Raw genomic sequence first — 15,995 nt, 5'->3', positions numbered from 1 at the left:
GACGTTCCCGAGGCTGTTGACCATGACAAGGCTGAGCCGTCGCATATTCGTCCTTGGTGGACTGGTGACCGCCGGGGTCGCGGTGACACCCCGCCAGGGTGCCCGCGCCGCGGTGCCGTACCCCTTCAAACTCGGTGTGGCGTCCGGTGACCCGGCGCCCGACAGCGTGGTCCTCTGGACCCGACTGGCACCCTCCCCGCTCAACGCCGACGGGCAGGGCGGCATGGCCAACGCCGACGTGACAGTTGAGTGGCAGGTGTCCACCACCGACCGGTTCACTTCGCTGGTCGCCTCCGGCTCTGTGGTCGCCCGGTACGCCGACGCGCACTCGGTGCACGCCATCGCGGGCGGGCTCGCCGCCGACTCCGACTACTACTACCGGTTCCGGGCCCAGGGCCAGATCTCGCCGGTCGGGCGGACCCGGACCACGCCGGCGCCCAGCGCCTTCGGCCGCGACCTGGTGATGGCCTTCGCCTCCTGCGCCCACTACGAGGCCGGCTACTACACCGCGTACCGGCGGATGGCCGAGGACAACCCCGGCCTGATCCTGCACCTCGGCGACTACATCTACGAGGGCGGCGTCGGCAGCTCCACGGTGCGGCAGCACGTCGGCGCCGAGATCGTGTCGCTGGCCGACTACCGCCGCCGGTACGCGCTGTACAAGTCCGACCCGGACCTGCAGGCGGCTCACGCGGCGGCACCCTGGCTGGTGGTGCCGGACGACCACGAGGTGGAGAACAACTACGCCAACATGGTCCGCAACGACAGCAGCCCCACGCTGACCGCCGCCCAGTGGACCGCCCGGCGCACCGCCGCGTACCGGGCCTACTACGAGAACATGCCGCTGCGACCGGCGTCCGCCGCCAACGGCAACAGCATCCCGCTGTACCGACGGGTCCGGTGGGGGCAGCTCGCCACCTTCCACATGCTCGACACCCGGCAGTTCCGCGACGACCAGGCCTGCGGCGACGGTTGGAAGGTCTGCGCCGACGCGGACCTGGCGTCCCGTTCGCTGACCGGCGCCACCCAGGAGGCGTGGCTGCTGGACGGGCTGGCCCAGCGCTACGGCACCTGGGACATCCTCGGCCAACAGGTCTTCTTCGCCCAGCAACTCGACGCGAACGGGGCGGCGAGCATGGACGCGTGGGACGGCTACCGGGCCTCCCGCAGCCGCATCCAGAACGGCTGGCAGCAGCGTGGGGTGCGCAACCCCCTGGTGCTCACCGGCGACGTGCACCGGTCGTGGGCCAACGATCTCAAGGCCGACTACGCCAACCCCTCCTCGGCCACCATCGGCACCGAGCTGGTCTGCACCTCGATCAGCTCGACCGGCAACGGCAGCGGCAGCACCACGGTCCCGAACGCGGCGGCCAACCCGCACCTGAAGTTCTACTCGGACCGGCGCGGATACGTCCGTACCACCATCAGCCGCACCCAGGTCCGCGCGGACTTCCGCGCTGTGAACACAGTGACCGAGCACGGCGCGACGGCGTCCACAGTGCGCTCGTTCGTCATCCTCGACGGCCAGCCCGGCCTGCAGGCCGGGTAAGGGAGAAAGCCACAATGACCGCGATCACCGCACTGCTCACCGCGTCCCTGCTGGTCCCCAACGTGGTTCCCGGCCCGACCGCGATGACCGCCGAGGCGGTCACCTGGACCACCGCGAACAGCGTCGCCACCGGCGACCAGGACCTGCCGTCCATCGCCATGAACCGCAACGGTCACGTCGCAGTGGTGTGGGAGGACGACCGGGACAGCACCGCACCCGAGGACGACACCCACAGCGAGATCTACCTGCGGCTGTTCCGCGACGGCACCCCCGCGTACGAGCTCAAGCTCTCCACCGGAGGAACCAGCGGGGCCGCCTGGCGGCACCTCAGCCCCGACGTCGGCCTCGACGACCGGGGCAACGCCGTGGTGGTCTGGGCCGCCGACGGTGACGGCAACGGCGTCTACAACATCCAGTACCGGGTGGTGTCGCCCGCCGGCGCGGTGCTCGGCTCGGGGCAGGCCAACGCCAGCGACGCCGGGCAGCAGATCTGGCCGAAGGTCTCGGTCGACCCGGACGGCGCGCCCACCAACGCCGCCGCCGTCGGCTTCACTGTGGTCTGGGAGGACGTGCAGGGCACCGCTCCCGCCACCGTCAAGGCCGCCGGCTTCACCGCCGCCACCACCAAGGCGTACGAGGTGACGGCCTCGCAGACGACGGGCACGCACCACCGTCCCGACGTTGCGGTGTCCGCCTCCGGCGAGGCGCTGGTGGTCTGGGACGAGGACGCCGACGCCAACGGCTCGTACAACATCGGGCTGACCCGGCTGGCCCGGTCCAACGGCGCCGTGGCGCTGTCGCGGCGGACGGCCAACGCGCAGAGCGGAGGGCAGCAGCAGCGTGCCTCGGTGGCGGCGAACTTCGCCGGTGACTTCACAGTCGGGTGGGAGTCCGACCACACCGGCGCCCGGGGTGTCTGGGCCCGATCGTTCACCGCTGCGGGCACGGCCCGGCACGACGAGGTTCCGGTGTCCACCGGCACCGGCGCCATCGCTCCCGGGGTCGGCATCGACGACCAGGACAACGTGGTGGTGGGCTGGACGGTGTCCGGCGCCAACCCGGACGTCTGGGCGCGGGGCCTCAACCCGGACGGCACGTCCACCGGCCGGCTGGCGGCCCAGGCGCTGAGCCAGACCACGACGGGTCGCCAGGAGCACTTCGCGGTCGCCGCCTCGCCCTGGGGCGAGGTGAGCGTCTGCTACACCGACGACAATGACGGCAACACCTTCGACCAGGTGCTCCTCGGCCTGGGGACGACGAACTCCACCTGGCTGATGTCCGCCGACGAGCTGCGCCGACTGAAGGCGCGGGGCACCAGGGCGAGCTGACCACGTCGACCCGGGTCGTCTGACATCTCCCTGTCGGGGAGCGGTCAGTCGGCCCGGGGCAGCCGCTCGTACAGGACCAGTGCGGTGAGGAAGGCCGCCAGCAGGCCGAGGGCGACAAGCGCGGGCAGGATCCGGGCCGCCGGCAGCAGCAGGAGGACGACGCCGATCGCGACGAGATTGCCCGGCGAGCCGCCGACGGTCAGCCGGAGGAACAGCAGACGACCGATGAGGTAGAGCGCGGCACCGCCGTAGAGGACGACCATCGCCGGCCACCCCATCGGCTCCCCAGCAGGATGCCGAGGCTGGTCGGCCAGGCTCGCGAGGATGAGGTGGATGCCCAGGGCGAAGTAGACCACTCCGGCGACCAACGGCAGGTGCGCCAACGTGTACGCGTCCGACGCCAACTGCTGGCGACGCCGGGAGCGCGGCGAGGCCGAGGTCAGCACCTGCGCGGCGGCCGGGGCGACGCCCACGAAGTAGAGCCACCACAGGCAGACGGTCGCGACGAAGCCGAACACCGCGGCCAGCAGCACCGGCCAGGCGATCACCGCCAGACCCGCGCCCTCCCCGGCCGACAGCAGGGACTCACCGAGCACGATGATCAGCACCAGACCGTGGCGTTCGGCGAAGTGCGCCCCGCTGCGGACCTCTCCGAAGCTGGCGGCGGTGGCGATGCGGCCGCCGCCGTAGTCGACGAGGAACGCCACGGTCCACAGCATGGTCTGCGCGGTCCCGCCGAGGACGGCTCCCACCAGCAGCGGGACCCAGGCGATCGTGGTGGAGACGGCGAAGCGCAGGGTCTGCCGGCGGTACTGCGGGTTGCCGGACGAGGCGTAGGTCATCAGGCCGAGGTGCAGCCCACGGACCACGATGTAGGCGATGGCCAGGGTGAGCGGCGGGCTCAACGCACCGTCGTGGCGTTGCCACGCCTCCGGGATCACCAGCGCCGCCACGAAGATGGCGGCCATCGCCGCGAGCATCCCGGCCAGTGCGGGGCCGTTGTCCGCGCGGACATGATTGGCCAGCCAGGCATAGCAGCTCCACGCGTACCAGAACCAGAGCAGGAGCAGCAGTCCCTGGTAGAGGGTGAGCGGCCCCAGCGACTCCGCCATGAAACCGATGAGCCGCGTCAGTGCGAACACCAGGACCAGGTCGAAGAAGATCTCGAAGGTCGTGGCCCGGTGCGCCTCCTCGACCAGCACCGGCCGGGATCGAAGGGCGCGGCTCATCAGGTCATCCTCGTCGGTCCGTCACCCTGCCCGGTGGTCGATGCGCGAAATTGGACGATGTAGAAAACCTTCGGTTATCGCGTTGACTTCGACGATTTACTACATAACAATTATCATCAATATTTACGTTCATCTCCGTGTTTGCGCGATAACCCCTGGTCAACCCCGCCAGTACCCCAAACCTCAGTGGCCGCAGGCGCTCCATCGCTCCGGCCTGGACCCCCATCGAAAGTGAGGGCACGATGAGAAACGGTCGACGATTGGCCGGCGGCGTCGCCGCGGCACTGTTGATGGTCACGAGCCTGATCGGGGTCGCCCCCAGCGCCGCCTCCGCGGCCGTGACCCCCACGCTCACCGCTGCGGTGACCGCCAAACTGCTCGGCACCGCCGAGCTGTCCGCCGCCGATGCGCGACCGGAGACCCGAATCACCGTGAGCCGCACCAGCGGCCGGTGGGCGTTCGGCACCGCCGTCGCGCTCGCGCCCCGACAGGAGGACGCCCATCCGACCGGGTCGATCTTCATCGCCCGGTCCGAGCCCGCCGGGTGGCGGATCGCCTTCGACGGCGAGGCCGCCTTCGGCGCGCTGGCCGCCGAGTCGCCCCTGGTGACAAGCCAGGAGAAGAGCGTCCTCACCACCACCCCCACCCCGATGTACGCGGGCGGGGACTACCGGACCGGAATGGCCCTGCCGTTCGGTGTGGGCCAGACGTGGACGCTCACCAGCGGCCCGCACGGCTGGGGTGGGACCGAGTCGCCGTACAGCTCGGTCGACCTGGCCGGTGGTGACCAGGTGGTCCGCGCCACCCGCGCCGGAGCGGCGTACACGATGTGTCAGGGGTGGATCCGGGTCATTCACGACCGGGGCTACTCGACCGACTACTACCACCTGTGGAACAGCATCTCCGTCAACGGCGCCAGCGTCGGCCAGGGCGCCGTCCTGGGCAACACCGGCACCGACGTCACCTGTGGCGGAGCCGCCTACGGCCGGCACGTCCACTTCGGGCTCCGGCAGAACAGCGCGTACGTGCCGATCGCCGGCCACGACATCGGCAAGTGGGTACTGGCCAACGGCGCCGCCGCGTACCAGGGCGGGGCGCGGCACGGGTCGGCCTGGGCCGGTGCCGGCGGCGGCCTCTACAACTACGGCGCGCTCGGCTTCAACCAGGGGGTGGTCGACGCGAACGGCGGCGGGGCGCTCACCCGACGTGCCGGGCCAGGGACCGGCTACGGCTCGCTGGGCTCGGTGGCCGACGGCGCCACGGTCACCATCTCCTGCTCGGCCAACGGCACCTCCCACACCGGCCGGTACGGCACCACTGCGCTCTGGAACCGTTTGAGCGACGGCAGTTGGGTGTCCGACGCCTACCTGTCGACCGGTGTGAACGGTCCGATCAACGGCTGGTGCTGACGAGGTTCATCCCCGTGGGTTGGCGGCCCACCGGCCGCCAACCCACAGTCACCGCAAGGAGGGCTCATGTCCGTTCGCACCTTCCACGGAGGCCGGTTCCTGCTCGCCCTGACCACCGCCCTGACCGGAGTCGTCGCGGTCGTGTCACCGGCTGTCGCCGACCCCGGTGGGACGCCGGCGCCGGCCGCGCCGCTGGCCGTCGCGTTCGACACCGCCGCCGCGCGGTACGGCGTGCCACGCGACCTGCTGGTGGCGCTGGGGTACGCCGAGTCGCGGCTGGACATGCACGCCCACGCACCAAGCGCGGCGGGCGGTCACGGGCTGATGCACCTGGCGAGCGCCCCCGGCGTGCGCACCCTGGACGAGGCTGCCGCGCTCACCCGGCTCAGTCCGGCCGCGCTGCGGACCGAACCCGCGGCGAATGTGCTCGGGGCGGCGGCCGTGCTGCGTTCGTACGCCGATCAGGCCGGCCTCACCGCCGCGACGCGCGACGACGTGAACGGTTGGTACGGAGCGGTCGCCCGGTACGGCGGCGCCAGCGAGGCGTCGGTCGCGCGGCTCTACGCCGACACCGTCTACGACCTGCTGCGGGCCGGGTTCACCGGGCGCGGCGAGACGGTGGCAGGGCGACCGGTCGCGCCCCGGCGTGGTGGCCTGGAGTGGGCCGCCGTGCTCGGCGGGATCGGCACCCTGAGCACCGACTACGGGCCGGCCGCGTGGGCGCCGGCCAGCACGAGCAACTACACGGTGGCCAGTCGACCGGGCAGTCACCCGGTCACCCGCATCGTCATCCACCTGACGCAGGGCTCGTACGCCGGCGCTGTCAGCTGGTTCCAGAACCCGGCCGCGCAGGCCAGCGCGCACTACACCTTCCGCTCCTCCGACGGGGCCGTCAACCAGTCGGTGCGGGAGAAGGACATCGCCTGGCACGCCGGCAACTGGACCTACAACACCGAGTCGATCGGCATCGAGCACGAGGGGTTCGTCGACAATCCCGCCTGGTTCACCGACGCGATGTACCGCGCCTCCGCCGCGCTCACCCGCAGCCTCGCCACGAAGTACGGCATTCCCAGGGATCGGGCGCACATCATCGCCCACCGTGAGGTGCCCGGTGCCACCCATACCGACCCGGGCCCGAACTGGAACTGGACCTACTACATGCAGTTGGTGGATGGCATCACCGGCATCGGCTCCGGCACGGTCAACACCGAGGCGTCCAGCCTCAACGTGCGCTCCGGTCCCGGTGCCAGCTATCCGGTCGTCGGCTCGGTCGCCGACGGCGCCACCGTCGCCGTCTACTGCCAGGCCGTCGGCAGCACGGTCACCGGCCCGTACGGCACGACCGCCGTCTGGAACCGGATCGGCACCAACCGCTACGTCTCGGACGCCTTCGTGCTGACCGGCTACGACGGGTACATCCCGAACGTGCCGCGCTGCTGAGGGCGCGGTACGGCCACGGTCGCTCAGGCGGCCGCCGACGAGCCGAAGAGCAGGTCTAGCTGGGCGTCCAGCGCGCCCAGCGCCTGTTCGGCGGTGTACTGCCCGCCCAGCAGGTAGACACCGAGCCCTTCCATCAGGGCCAGCAGGCCGGCCGCGGCGGCGGCGTCGTGCCGGTCGGGCAGGACGCTGGCGATGAACGCGGTGAACTGCGCGGTGTCCTCGTGCAGGCTGGGCGCGGCCGACGGTCGCACCGCGGTGTAGGCGAGGAACGCGAGCGCCACCCGCCCGTTGTCGCGGGTGCCTTCGTCGAGCGGCAGCAGCGCGGCGAGCATCGTGCGCAGCAGCAGTCGAGGCGACGGGGTCTCGCCCAGCCGTGCCACCGCCTCGGTGACCCGGAGTTGGCTGCGCTCACGCACCACGCTCAACGCGAACGCCATCATCTCGTCCTTGGTCCGGAAGTAGTGCTGAACCATCCCGGCCGACACGCCCGCCTCGGCGGCAACGTGTCGGAGGCTGACGGCCTCCAGGCCCTGATCCGCGGCGACCCGCATCAGCGCGTCCGCGATGAGGGTGCGTCGCTCCTGGTGATCGACCTTCTTGGGCATGACCTCGATCGTTTCACAGTGGGTGACCCGGAGACTCCGCCAGCGCGGCGGTCACCGGCTGACGGTCTGGCTCACCGGGGTGCCCCGCGCGCTGCGCAGCAGGCCGTCCGGGTCGTCGGCGTACAGTCGCAGCTCGTTCACCGGCGTGGAACCGGTCTTCGGCAGGTCGAAGGTCAGCGGCCGGCGCAACAGGACGTCGATGCTGGTCTGGCTGCCGACCGAAATGGACACCACGCGCCGGTCGCCCTCCTGCTCGACCTGCACCGATCTGCTCGATGGCAGCGAACGGTAGCGCTTGCGCAGCGCCTCGACGTCGGTCCACGGGATCCAGATGTCGATGCCCCAGCTGAGCCGCACCCGCAGGCCCCGGTCGCTCACGACGTGAGGGTGGATCGTCATGCTGGCGAACAGGCCGATCATCCAGAGCAGACCCCAGATGCCGAGGCCCAGCACGATCCAGCGGGCGGGTCGCCACGGCACCACGTGGGTGACCACCACGTCGAAGATCGGGATCTCCACGACCGACAGGCCGATGAAGATGCCCAGGATCGGCTTGACCACGCCGAGGTAGCCGAACGGCTCGTCCCCGGGCCCCAGCGGCAGCGGACGACGCCGCGCCCACACGTACAGGCTGCGCCACGTCGCGGCCTCGACCTTGGCCGCCCGACGTAGCAGCGGGCCCACCCGCGCCCTGGTGGGTGTCTTCGTGTCGGTCATTGTCGTCCTTCTTGCTCGGGGGCCGACGGGTCAGTGCAGCGTGACGGTTCCGGCGCCGCCGTCCACGGTGACGAGCTGCCCGGTGGTGATGGTCCGGGTGGCGTCCGGCACGCAGATGACGGCGGGAATGCCGTACTCACGGGCCACCGTCGGGCCGTGCGCCATGATCGCGCCGGTCTCGGTGACCAGCGCCGCCGCGGTGAGGAACAGCGGGGTCCAGCCGGGGTCCGTGGTCGCGGCCACCAGGACTTCGCCGGGCTCGACGTGGGCGGTGCCCGGGTCGTGCACGACCCGGGCGGGGCCGGTCACCCGACCCGCCGACGCACCCACTCCGGCGAGCGTCCCGTCGCCGGTCGATGCCGCCGGCAGGACGGTCTCGACATCCGTACCGTCGGAGAGCAGTGCCACCGGCACCGTCCGACGCCGCAGCTCCCGGCGGTGCACGGCCCGCCGGGCGGTGACGGTGCCGCGCAGATCAACACCCTGGTGTACGACGGTGTGCACCTCGTCGAGGGTCAGGAACATGATGTCGTCGGGCTGGTCGAGCAGGCCGGAGCCGTGCAGGTCGGCGCCGATGAGCAGCAGTTGGCGACGGGTCTCGCGCAGCGGGTACAGCCCGGCGAACTTGCCCGCCTCGCGAAGGCCGGCCAACGATCGCGCCCGGCGCAACAGGAAACCGGCGATCCTGCCCCGCACCGGCCGTCGGCGGCGAGCTCGGGTGACCAGTTCCTCCAGCGCTGTCTCCGCCGTTGAGGCCGCCCGCTGGAAGCGCTGGTCGGGACCCTGTTGCGGATCGGTCACCCGCAGGTAGTTGGCGACCGCGGCGAAGACCGGCGTGGGATCCTCCGCCCAACGCGGCACCCCGAGGTCGACTTCGGCGACGCCCCGGTGCCCGTAGACGTCCAGGAAGGCCGCCATGCCGATGTCGGGCAGCGTCCCGCGCAGGTGGCGTGCGGCCAACCCGGCCGGCGGGGTGTCGAGGAGGAGCTGGCGGTGGTCGCCCACGCCCTGGGCGAGCCGCCACAGGGCCAGGTCCATCTCGATGGTGACGTTGTGTGGCATGCCGCCGAGCACGGTGTGGATCTCGTCCGGGCCGGCGACGCCCTTGAGCAGCGCGGTCGGCAGGGCGGCGGCGAGCATCCCGGCGACGATCGGCCACATGATCGCGTCGGCGCTGTCGTCGGCGTCGGCGTCCTGCGCCTGCACGAAGCGCAGCCGGTCGGCGGTGGTACGCAGGTCGGCGGGGGCGGCTGCGCTCACCCTCAGCTGCTCGATCGCCTCGAACATCCTGGTCCGCGCGGCCTCGGGACGGGCCAGTGCCCGCAGGATCCCCACCACCGCGCGGCGGGCCGTCCGCAGCGACGCGCCCCCCGGCGCCCCACCGCGCCGGGCGCCGCCGCTGGTCGGGGCGAACCGGGGATCGGCCAGCACGTGCTGCATCACCGCCTGGGCGCGCGGCCCGAAGTCGACGGCCAGGAGCTTCACCAGTCGCTTGCGGGACGACCGGTCGCGCGCGAGGTCGGTGAGGTCGCCGTAGAGGCGGCCGCCGATGTCGACGATCTCGACCCGCACCCCGAGCGCGGCGAGCATCGCGGCGATCTGCGTCCGCAGTGTCGACATGCCCATCGGGGTGACCGGTTGCAGCATGCCCTGAACGTGCCCGAACTCCAGGTAGACGCGGGGGAAGGGCTTCTCGCTGAGCGGCGGGGCGGGGAACAGGCTGGTGATCGGCCGGGACTGGAGGAGCCACAGCACGTCGTCCGCGTCGATGGCCCACTCGACATCCTGCGGGCAGCCGAAGTGGGCCTGCAACCGCTCGCCGGTGGCGCGGAGGCGGGCCAGCTGTGTGGACGTCAGGCATCCTGCCTCGGTGCGCGTGACGTCGTCGAGGACGTAGTGGTCGACGGCCGCGGTGCCGTCCACCACTGTCGTGCCGAGGCCGGCAGCGGCGTCGACGGCCATCTCGTCGCGGCGCCCGGTCAGCGGGTTCGCCGTGAACAGCACTCCCGCCACCGCAGGTGTGACCATGCGCTGCACGACGACGGCCATCCGCACCGTCTGGTGATCGATGCCGTGGGCGTCGCGGTAGGCGGTCGCGCGGTCGCCGTGCAGCGAAGCCCAGCATTTCTCGATGGCGGCGATCAGCTCGGCGGTGCCGGTGACGTTGAGGACGGTGTCCTGCTGCCCGGCGAAGCTCGCGTCCGGCAGGTCCTCGGCGGTGGAGCTGGAGCGCACCGCCACCGGGCCCGCGCCGAGCCGCTGGTACGCGGCGACGACCTCGGCAGTGGGGACGACGCCGAGCCGGTGTGCCTCGGTGGTGACGCAGAAACCGTCGGGGACCCGCTCGCCGTGCCGGATCAGCTCGCCCAGCCCGGCCGCCTTGCCGCCGACGACTGCGGTCATGGCGGCGGTCACCTCGGACAACGCGATCACGTGCATGGCAGCCCACTCTCGTTGCAATACAACTGTATTGCAGCCGACGGTATCTCGTTTGCGATGCGACTGCAATGTCACCGCTGCGGGTGCGCCACCTCGGGATCGGAACGTTGCCGGGATCTGCCATGCTCGGGCCGGTGACGACCGGTCGCCCCACCAGATCCCGCTCCCACCGCCGCCCTCGAAGCCGCGCCATCCGTCTCCTGCTCGCGCTCGTCGCGGCGGCCGCCGTCGTGGGTGTCGCGGTGGTCGCGGTGCCGATGCTGCGACCGGCCGGGCCGCGCCCGCTCTTCCAGATGCCGGTGACCTGCGGCGAGACGTGGCAACTCAGCACCTACCCCGGTCACGACGACTACGACGTCGATTTCTTTCCGGTCGAGGGCGAGACGTGGGGTCGGCCGGTGCTCGCCTCGTACGCCGGCACTGTCACAGTGGCGGGCATCAACGGCTCGCTCGGTGGTCGGACCCCGGAGAACCCGGAGGGCCCACGGGGGCGCGGCGGCGGCTACTGGGTGAAGATCGACCACGGCGGCAAGTGGGAGACGCAGTACCTGCACATGCTCGAACCGCCGCTGGTGACCGTCGGGCAGAAGGTCGCCCAGGGTGACCAGATCGGGCGGCTCGGCAGCACCGGCAACTCCGGAGCCCCGCACCTGCACTACGAGCAGCGCCGCGGCTGGGACAAGGTCGAGACCCACTTCGACGGCACGCCGTCGGGCATCACCACCGACGAACGCGAACAGATCCTGCGGCGGGTGAGCAACAACTGCCCGGCCGTCTCCTGAGGACCGCAGTTTGCCCGGCGCGGCTCGGGGGCACTGATTCGGGGGACAGCGCAGACGCAGGGAGGAGCCGGTCATGGCCAAGGGTGACGTCGACACGTACCACGAGGACGGGCAGTGGAAGAACAAGCCGGAGGGCCAGGAGCGGGCCAGCAGCACGCATGACGTGAAGGCTGACGCGCAGGCCCAGGGCCGCGAGATGGCGGCCGACCGCGGCGTCGAACACGTGATCAAGAAGCAGGACGGCACGATCGGGGAGAAGAACACCTACCCCCGCAGTCGCGACCCTCGGGACATCGAGGGCTGACGGCTTCCAGTCTCAGCGGACCGACCTCCCCGGCGTGACCCAGGGGGTCGGTCCGCTTTTTGCGCTGCGGGTAGCAAGCCGGCTTTATCCATGTACGAGAGATATGGGTGCTTTGGGGGGATATAGTCCAACTCGGGACTGGAGTGAAAGCTGGGAGTGGGCATGTCGTTTCGGGGCCGACGTCGTCCGAGCAGCATCGCAGCGCTGGCGGTAGCCGTGACCGTGGGAGTCCTCGCGGTCGCGCCGCTCCCCGCGTGGGCGGCCGGGTCCGTCCTGTTCGACCAGCCGTTTCACAACAACACCCCGGACGGCGTCGGGGCGGTGACGGTGCCGGGCGTGCCGGCCGCGACCGCGACCAACGTCGCCTGCCTGAGCGCCGCCGGCAACTCGACCATCGGCCCGCTGCTGAGCTGCCCGACGACAACCGATCCGCAGGGCTCGGGCAAGTTGCGCCTCACCCCGGCCGTCGCGAACCGGCAGGGCGGCGTGTTCGGTGCGGTGAGCGTGCCCACCTCCCAGGGATTGCACGTCACCTTCAACACCTATCAGTACGGCGGGATCAGCACCGGAGCGGACGGCCTGGCGTTCGCGCTGGCCGCGGTCGACCCCGCCAACCCGCGGTCCCCGGCGGTGATCGGCCAGTCGGGCGGATCGCTGGGCTACTCGGCGGCGTTCAACGGTGGCTCGGTGGGTCTGTCCAACGGCTACCTGGGCATCGGGCTGGACGTCTTCGGCAACTTCAGCAACAGCCTCTACCAGGGCACCGGTTGCACGAATCCGCCCTACATCTCGACCACGAACACGCGGGTCCCCGGCCAGGTGGTGATCCGGGGGCCGGGCCGCAACGGGGTCGGCTACTGCGCGATCAACAGCACCGCCACCAGCACCTCGTCGCCGGCCGTGCCGTTGCGCGCCAGCACCCGGGCCGCCTCGGTGGTGCCGGTCGAGGTGGTCGCCAACACCACCTCGTCCTCGTTCACCACCGACACCGGCATCACCGTTCCGGCCGGGGAGTACCGGGTCAGGTTCACACCGGTCGGTGGGTCGGCACGGACCCTGGCCGGCAGCCTCCCCGTCGTGTCGCCGAACCTGTACCCGTCGCCGACCTGGCTGAACGCCAGCGGATACCCCCGACAACTCGCCTTCGGCTGGGTGGGCTCGACCGGTTCGGTCACCGACTTCCATGAGGTCGACAACGCTCGGGCGGTCAGCTTCAACCCGGTTCCGGACCTGAACGTGACGCAGACCAGCGCGGTCGGTGCCACCCCACAGCCCGGAGACCCGGTCACCTACTCGATCACGGCGGGGGTCGATGCCGGCGCCACCGAGACGTCACCGATCTCGGTCACCCAGACCGTGCCCGCCGGTGTCGTCCCACGCGCCGCGTACGGCTCCGGCTGGGTCTGCGCCGCACCGTCCGGACAGACCATCACCTGCATCAACAGCAACGGCCCGTTCGCCGGCGGCACCTCCCTGCCGCCCATCACCGTCGTCGCGACCGTCACCGGCACCGGCGTGACGCCGACGCAGATCCAGACCGCGACTGTGGCGACCTCGTCGTCGATCGACGCGAACCCGGGTTACTCCACCGTCACCACACCCGTTGCGCCGGCCGCCGCACCGAGCGGCGTCACCGTCACCCCGGCGCAGAGCTCGATCGCCGGCGGCATCGCGGTCACCGTCGGCGGCAGCAACCTCACCGGAGCGACAGCGATCACCATCGGAACGGCCGCCGAGCAGCAGGCCGGCACGTCGGTGCTGCTGGTGCCGTGCACCTCCGGCCCGGCCGCCGGCTGTTTCACAGTCAACCCCAACGGCACACTCGCCATCTCCGCCATGCCCGCCCGGTCCAGCCCGGCGACGGTCACTGTCAGCGTCGTCACCCGGGGCTCCGCCGGATCGGCGACCTACGTCTACGCCTCCGCGCCGGGCACGCCAGCCGCGCCCACAGCGGTCGCGGGCGTCACCAGCGCCACAGTGAGCTGGACAGCGCCGGCGAGCAACGGCAGCCCGATCACCAGCTACCTGATCACCCCGATCCGGGACGGCGTCACCCAACCGACAGTCACCTTCGACGCCTCCACCACCAGCCGCACCCTGACCGGGCTGACTGCGGGCTCGTCGTACACCTTCCGGGTGGCGGCGGTGAACGCGTTCGGGACCGGCGCGGCCAGCCCACCCTCGGCGGCGGTGGTCCCGTACACACTGCCGGGAGCGCCGACGAACACAGCGGCCACCGCCGGAACCAACGCCGCCACTGTGAGCTGGACGGCCCCGGCCAACGGTGGATCGCCGATCACCGGCTACACCGTGACGCCGTACCTCGGCGGGGTGGCGCAGACACCCCGGGTCTTCACCGGAACGGCGACGACCCAGATCGTCACCGGGCTGACCGGCGGTGCCACGTACACCTTCCGGGTGGCCGCGACGAACGCCGGCGGGACCGGCCCACAATCGGCCCCCTCCGGGTCGGTGACCGTCAACGCGTCGCCGACGCTGACCTTCCCACCGCCCCCACCCGGCAAGGCGTACGAGCCGTACCAGTACCAGCTCACCGTCACCGGCGGCACCGGCCCGTTCACCTGGTCGGTCAGCGCCGGGAGCCTGCCCGCCGGGGTGACCCTCGACCCGGTCACCGGCCTGCTCTCCGGCACGCCCACAGTGTCCGGGACGTTCCCGTTCACCGTCCGGGTGACCGACTCGTTCGACCAGTCCGCGACCCGACCGGTCGACCTGGTCATCACCCCGCTCGGTGGGCTCTCCATCAGCGTCCCGGCGATCTCGGCGCTCGGCACCGTCACCTCGGGCACGACCGGCGTCTCGGGCCAACTCGGCCCGGTGACCGTCATCGACGACCGTGGGCCGTTCTCCGGCAACTGGGTCAGCGTCGTGTCCAGCACCAGCTTCACCACCGGTTCCGGCTCGGGTGCCGAGACCATCCCCAACAGCAACATCACGTACGCCTCCGGGCCCGTCCTTGCCAGCACCGGGGTCGGATCCTTCGTCCCGCAGCCCGGTGCGGTTTTGGACACGCCGCGTACGGCCGCCGGGTGGTCCGGCCAGACGGGAGGCCCGAACTCCGCCACCTGGAACCCCACGCTGTTCGTGACCCTCCCGTCCGGGGTGGTGGTCGGCGACTACGTGGCGGTCGTGACGCACTCCGTCCTCTAGACGAGCCGGCTGGTCCGCGGCCCGCACCCGCAGACGTCGCTGCCCGGCCGTTCCCTTCGGAACGGCCGGGCAGTCTCTGGTCGGGAAACGTCAGGCGAACTGGGCCCGCTGCCGCCGGACGAGGTACCAGCCACCAATGGTGACCAGCACCAGCAGGGCGACCCCGCCGACCGCGTAGACCAGCCAACTCGGCCCGCTGGACGTCGCGACAGTCATCGGCGCTGCGACGGGCAGGACGATCGTCCCGGTCGCTGTGCGTTCCACGGTGCCGCTGGCGAGCTTCGCGTGGACGTCCCAGGTCCCGGCGGGCAGGGCCTGATTGACCTCGATCCGGACCTGGCCGCTCTGGCCGGGCAGGATCGTCACGCCGTTTGTCACCTTGAACGGGCCAGCCTGGACCGCCGCCTTGGTCAGCGACAGGGTGCCGGTCATGTCCAGCGCGCGTTCGCCGGTATTGGTGACCTTCGCGGTGACCACTGGGAACTCACCGGTGCCGGGTTCCGCGGCCAACCCTTCGATCCGGAAGTCCGTTGGCGGCTCACCACCCGGGCCGACGTCGAGGTAGACCCGGATGCCCACCCGGTGGATCTGGGTGACGTTGCCGGTGCGTTCCTTCGCGCTGGTGACCTGCGCCCAGATCGCGGCGTACCGTTCGCCCTTCGACGCCTTTTTCGGCACGGCGAGCTCGACCGCGACCGGTTGTCGCTCGCCCGGGTCCAGCTCCATCGTGGCGGTCTTCAGCCGGATCCAACCGCTGAGTTCGTTGCCTGTACGCCCCTCGGGCACTGTGAAGGCGTTGTTCTCGACCGACGCGGCGCCGGAATAGAACTCGATCTTCTGCGTCTCGGTGGAGGTGTTCTGCACCTCGACCCGGCGGTTGATCGTCGTCCCGGGCTTCAGGTGGTCCACTATGTAGACCTGGGCCCGGGGGTCCTGCACCCGGCTGGCCGGGATGTCCAGCATCCGGATGCTGATCGCGGCTTCCTCGGCCGGCTCCTGTCGCTGCTCCCGCACGGCAACGG

General features: G+C 71.3%; 12 protein-coding genes. 7 read left to right on the top strand and 5 right to left on the bottom strand.

The features are described from left to right. Nucleotides 1–22: 22 nt before the first annotated feature. Together OG598_RS17260 and OG598_RS17255 are read left to right on the top strand one after the other, a co-directional pair. Nucleotides 23–1,549 (top strand): alkaline phosphatase D family protein, encoded by a 1,527-nt coding sequence (locus tag OG598_RS17260; RefSeq protein ID WP_328650132.1) that lies wholly within the window; start codon nucleotides 23–25, stop codon nucleotides 1,547–1,549. A 14-nt stretch (nucleotides 1,550–1,563) separates the two neighbouring features. Beyond that, nucleotides 1,564–2,877, top strand: a complete 1,314-nt coding sequence (locus OG598_RS17255; RefSeq protein ID WP_328650131.1) for a hypothetical protein — start codon at nucleotides 1,564–1,566, stop codon at nucleotides 2,875–2,877. Between the two features lie 44 nt (nucleotides 2,878–2,921). Here the strand turns inward: OG598_RS17255 and OG598_RS17250 are convergent, their stop codons facing one another. Further along, nucleotides 2,922–4,106, bottom strand: coding sequence for a low temperature requirement protein A (locus tag OG598_RS17250; RefSeq protein ID WP_328650130.1), 1,185 nt, complete (start codon nucleotides 4,104–4,106; stop codon nucleotides 2,922–2,924). A 242-nt stretch (nucleotides 4,107–4,348) separates the two neighbouring features. Here OG598_RS17250 and OG598_RS17245 point away from each other — a divergent pair, with 242 nt between their 5' ends. Next, nucleotides 4,349–5,515, top strand: a complete 1,167-nt coding sequence (locus tag OG598_RS17245; RefSeq protein WP_328650129.1) for a peptidoglycan DD-metalloendopeptidase family protein — start codon at nucleotides 4,349–4,351, stop codon at nucleotides 5,513–5,515. 66 nt (nucleotides 5,516–5,581) lie between these two features. Further along, nucleotides 5,582–6,955: an N-acetylmuramoyl-L-alanine amidase gene (locus tag OG598_RS17240; RefSeq protein ID WP_328650128.1), complete on the top strand. Its 1,374-nt coding sequence runs from the start codon at nucleotides 5,582–5,584 to the stop codon at nucleotides 6,953–6,955. 23 nt (nucleotides 6,956–6,978) lie between these two features. Here the strand turns inward: OG598_RS17240 and OG598_RS17235 are convergent, their stop codons facing one another. Genes OG598_RS17235 through OG598_RS17225 form a run of 3 tightly spaced genes read right to left on the bottom strand, consistent with a single transcriptional unit; the run spans nucleotide 6,979 to nucleotide 10,716 of the window. Further along, complete coding sequence (locus OG598_RS17235) at nucleotides 6,979–7,560, bottom strand: TetR/AcrR family transcriptional regulator (RefSeq protein WP_328650127.1); 582 nt, start codon at nucleotides 7,558–7,560, stop codon at nucleotides 6,979–6,981. Between the two features lie 51 nt (nucleotides 7,561–7,611). Then, nucleotides 7,612–8,277, bottom strand: a complete 666-nt coding sequence (locus OG598_RS17230; RefSeq protein ID WP_328650126.1) for a hypothetical protein — start codon at nucleotides 8,275–8,277, stop codon at nucleotides 7,612–7,614. Nucleotides 8,278–8,307: 30 nt separating this feature from the next. After that, nucleotides 8,308–10,716, bottom strand: coding sequence for a PEP/pyruvate-binding domain-containing protein (locus OG598_RS17225; protein ID WP_328650125.1), 2,409 nt, complete (start codon nucleotides 10,714–10,716; stop codon nucleotides 8,308–8,310). Between the two features lie 122 nt (nucleotides 10,717–10,838). On the opposite strand from OG598_RS17225, the gene OG598_RS17220 reads away from it, so the two are divergent. From OG598_RS17220 to OG598_RS17210, 3 genes are all read left to right on the top strand, one after another. Further along, the gene (locus tag OG598_RS17220; RefSeq protein WP_328650124.1) at nucleotides 10,839–11,498 is read left to right on the top strand and encodes a M23 family metallopeptidase; all 660 of its coding nucleotides are present in this window, start codon (nucleotides 10,839–10,841) and stop codon (nucleotides 11,496–11,498) included. Nucleotides 11,499–11,571: 73 nt separating this feature from the next. Then, entirely contained in the window at nucleotides 11,572–11,802 is a 231-nt protein-coding gene (locus OG598_RS17215; protein ID WP_091401205.1) for a DUF2188 domain-containing protein, read from the top strand. Nucleotides 11,803–11,964: 162 nt separating this feature from the next. Beyond that, nucleotides 11,965–14,973, top strand: a complete 3,009-nt coding sequence (locus OG598_RS17210) for a fibronectin type III domain-containing protein (RefSeq protein WP_328650123.1) — start codon at nucleotides 11,965–11,967, stop codon at nucleotides 14,971–14,973. A gap of 90 nt (nucleotides 14,974–15,063) precedes the next feature. On the opposite strand, the gene OG598_RS17205 is transcribed toward OG598_RS17210, so the two are convergent. After that, nucleotides 15,064–15,987, bottom strand: coding sequence for a hypothetical protein (locus tag OG598_RS17205; RefSeq protein ID WP_328650122.1), 924 nt, complete (start codon nucleotides 15,985–15,987; stop codon nucleotides 15,064–15,066). Nucleotides 15,988–15,995: the final 8 nt, after the last annotated feature.

The sequence above is a fragment of the Micromonospora sp. NBC_00330 genome (assembly GCF_036136635.1).
Classification (GTDB): domain Bacteria; phylum Actinomycetota; class Actinomycetes; order Mycobacteriales; family Micromonosporaceae; genus Micromonospora; species Micromonospora salmantinae.
This window is presented reverse-complemented; position numbering and strand designations above follow the sequence as displayed.

Excerpts from the sequence above, each read along its gene's own strand:
- OG598_RS17260 (WP_328650132.1), top strand. The coding sequence starts at position 23 with ATGACAAGGCTGAGCCGTCGCATATTCGTCCTTGGTGGACTGGTGACC.
- OG598_RS17235 (WP_328650127.1), bottom strand. The coding sequence starts at position 7,560 with ATGCCCAAGAAGGTCGATCACCAGGAGCGACGCACCCTCATCGCGGAC.
- OG598_RS17215 (WP_091401205.1), top strand. The coding sequence starts at position 11,572 with ATGGCCAAGGGTGACGTCGACACGTACCACGAGGACGGGCAGTGGAAG.
- OG598_RS17220 (WP_328650124.1), top strand. The coding sequence starts at position 10,839 with ATGCTCGGGCCGGTGACGACCGGTCGCCCCACCAGATCCCGCTCCCAC.
- OG598_RS17250 (WP_328650130.1), bottom strand. The coding sequence starts at position 4,106 with ATGAGCCGCGCCCTTCGATCCCGGCCGGTGCTGGTCGAGGAGGCGCAC.
- OG598_RS17210 (WP_328650123.1), top strand. The coding sequence starts at position 11,965 with ATGTCGTTTCGGGGCCGACGTCGTCCGAGCAGCATCGCAGCGCTGGCG.
- OG598_RS17240 (WP_328650128.1), top strand. The coding sequence starts at position 5,582 with ATGTCCGTTCGCACCTTCCACGGAGGCCGGTTCCTGCTCGCCCTGACC.
- OG598_RS17230 (WP_328650126.1), bottom strand. The coding sequence starts at position 8,277 with ATGACCGACACGAAGACACCCACCAGGGCGCGGGTGGGCCCGCTGCTA.
- OG598_RS17225 (WP_328650125.1), bottom strand. The coding sequence starts at position 10,716 with ATGCACGTGATCGCGTTGTCCGAGGTGACCGCCGCCATGACCGCAGTC.
- OG598_RS17245 (WP_328650129.1), top strand. The coding sequence starts at position 4,349 with ATGAGAAACGGTCGACGATTGGCCGGCGGCGTCGCCGCGGCACTGTTG.
- OG598_RS17255 (WP_328650131.1), top strand. The coding sequence starts at position 1,564 with ATGACCGCGATCACCGCACTGCTCACCGCGTCCCTGCTGGTCCCCAAC.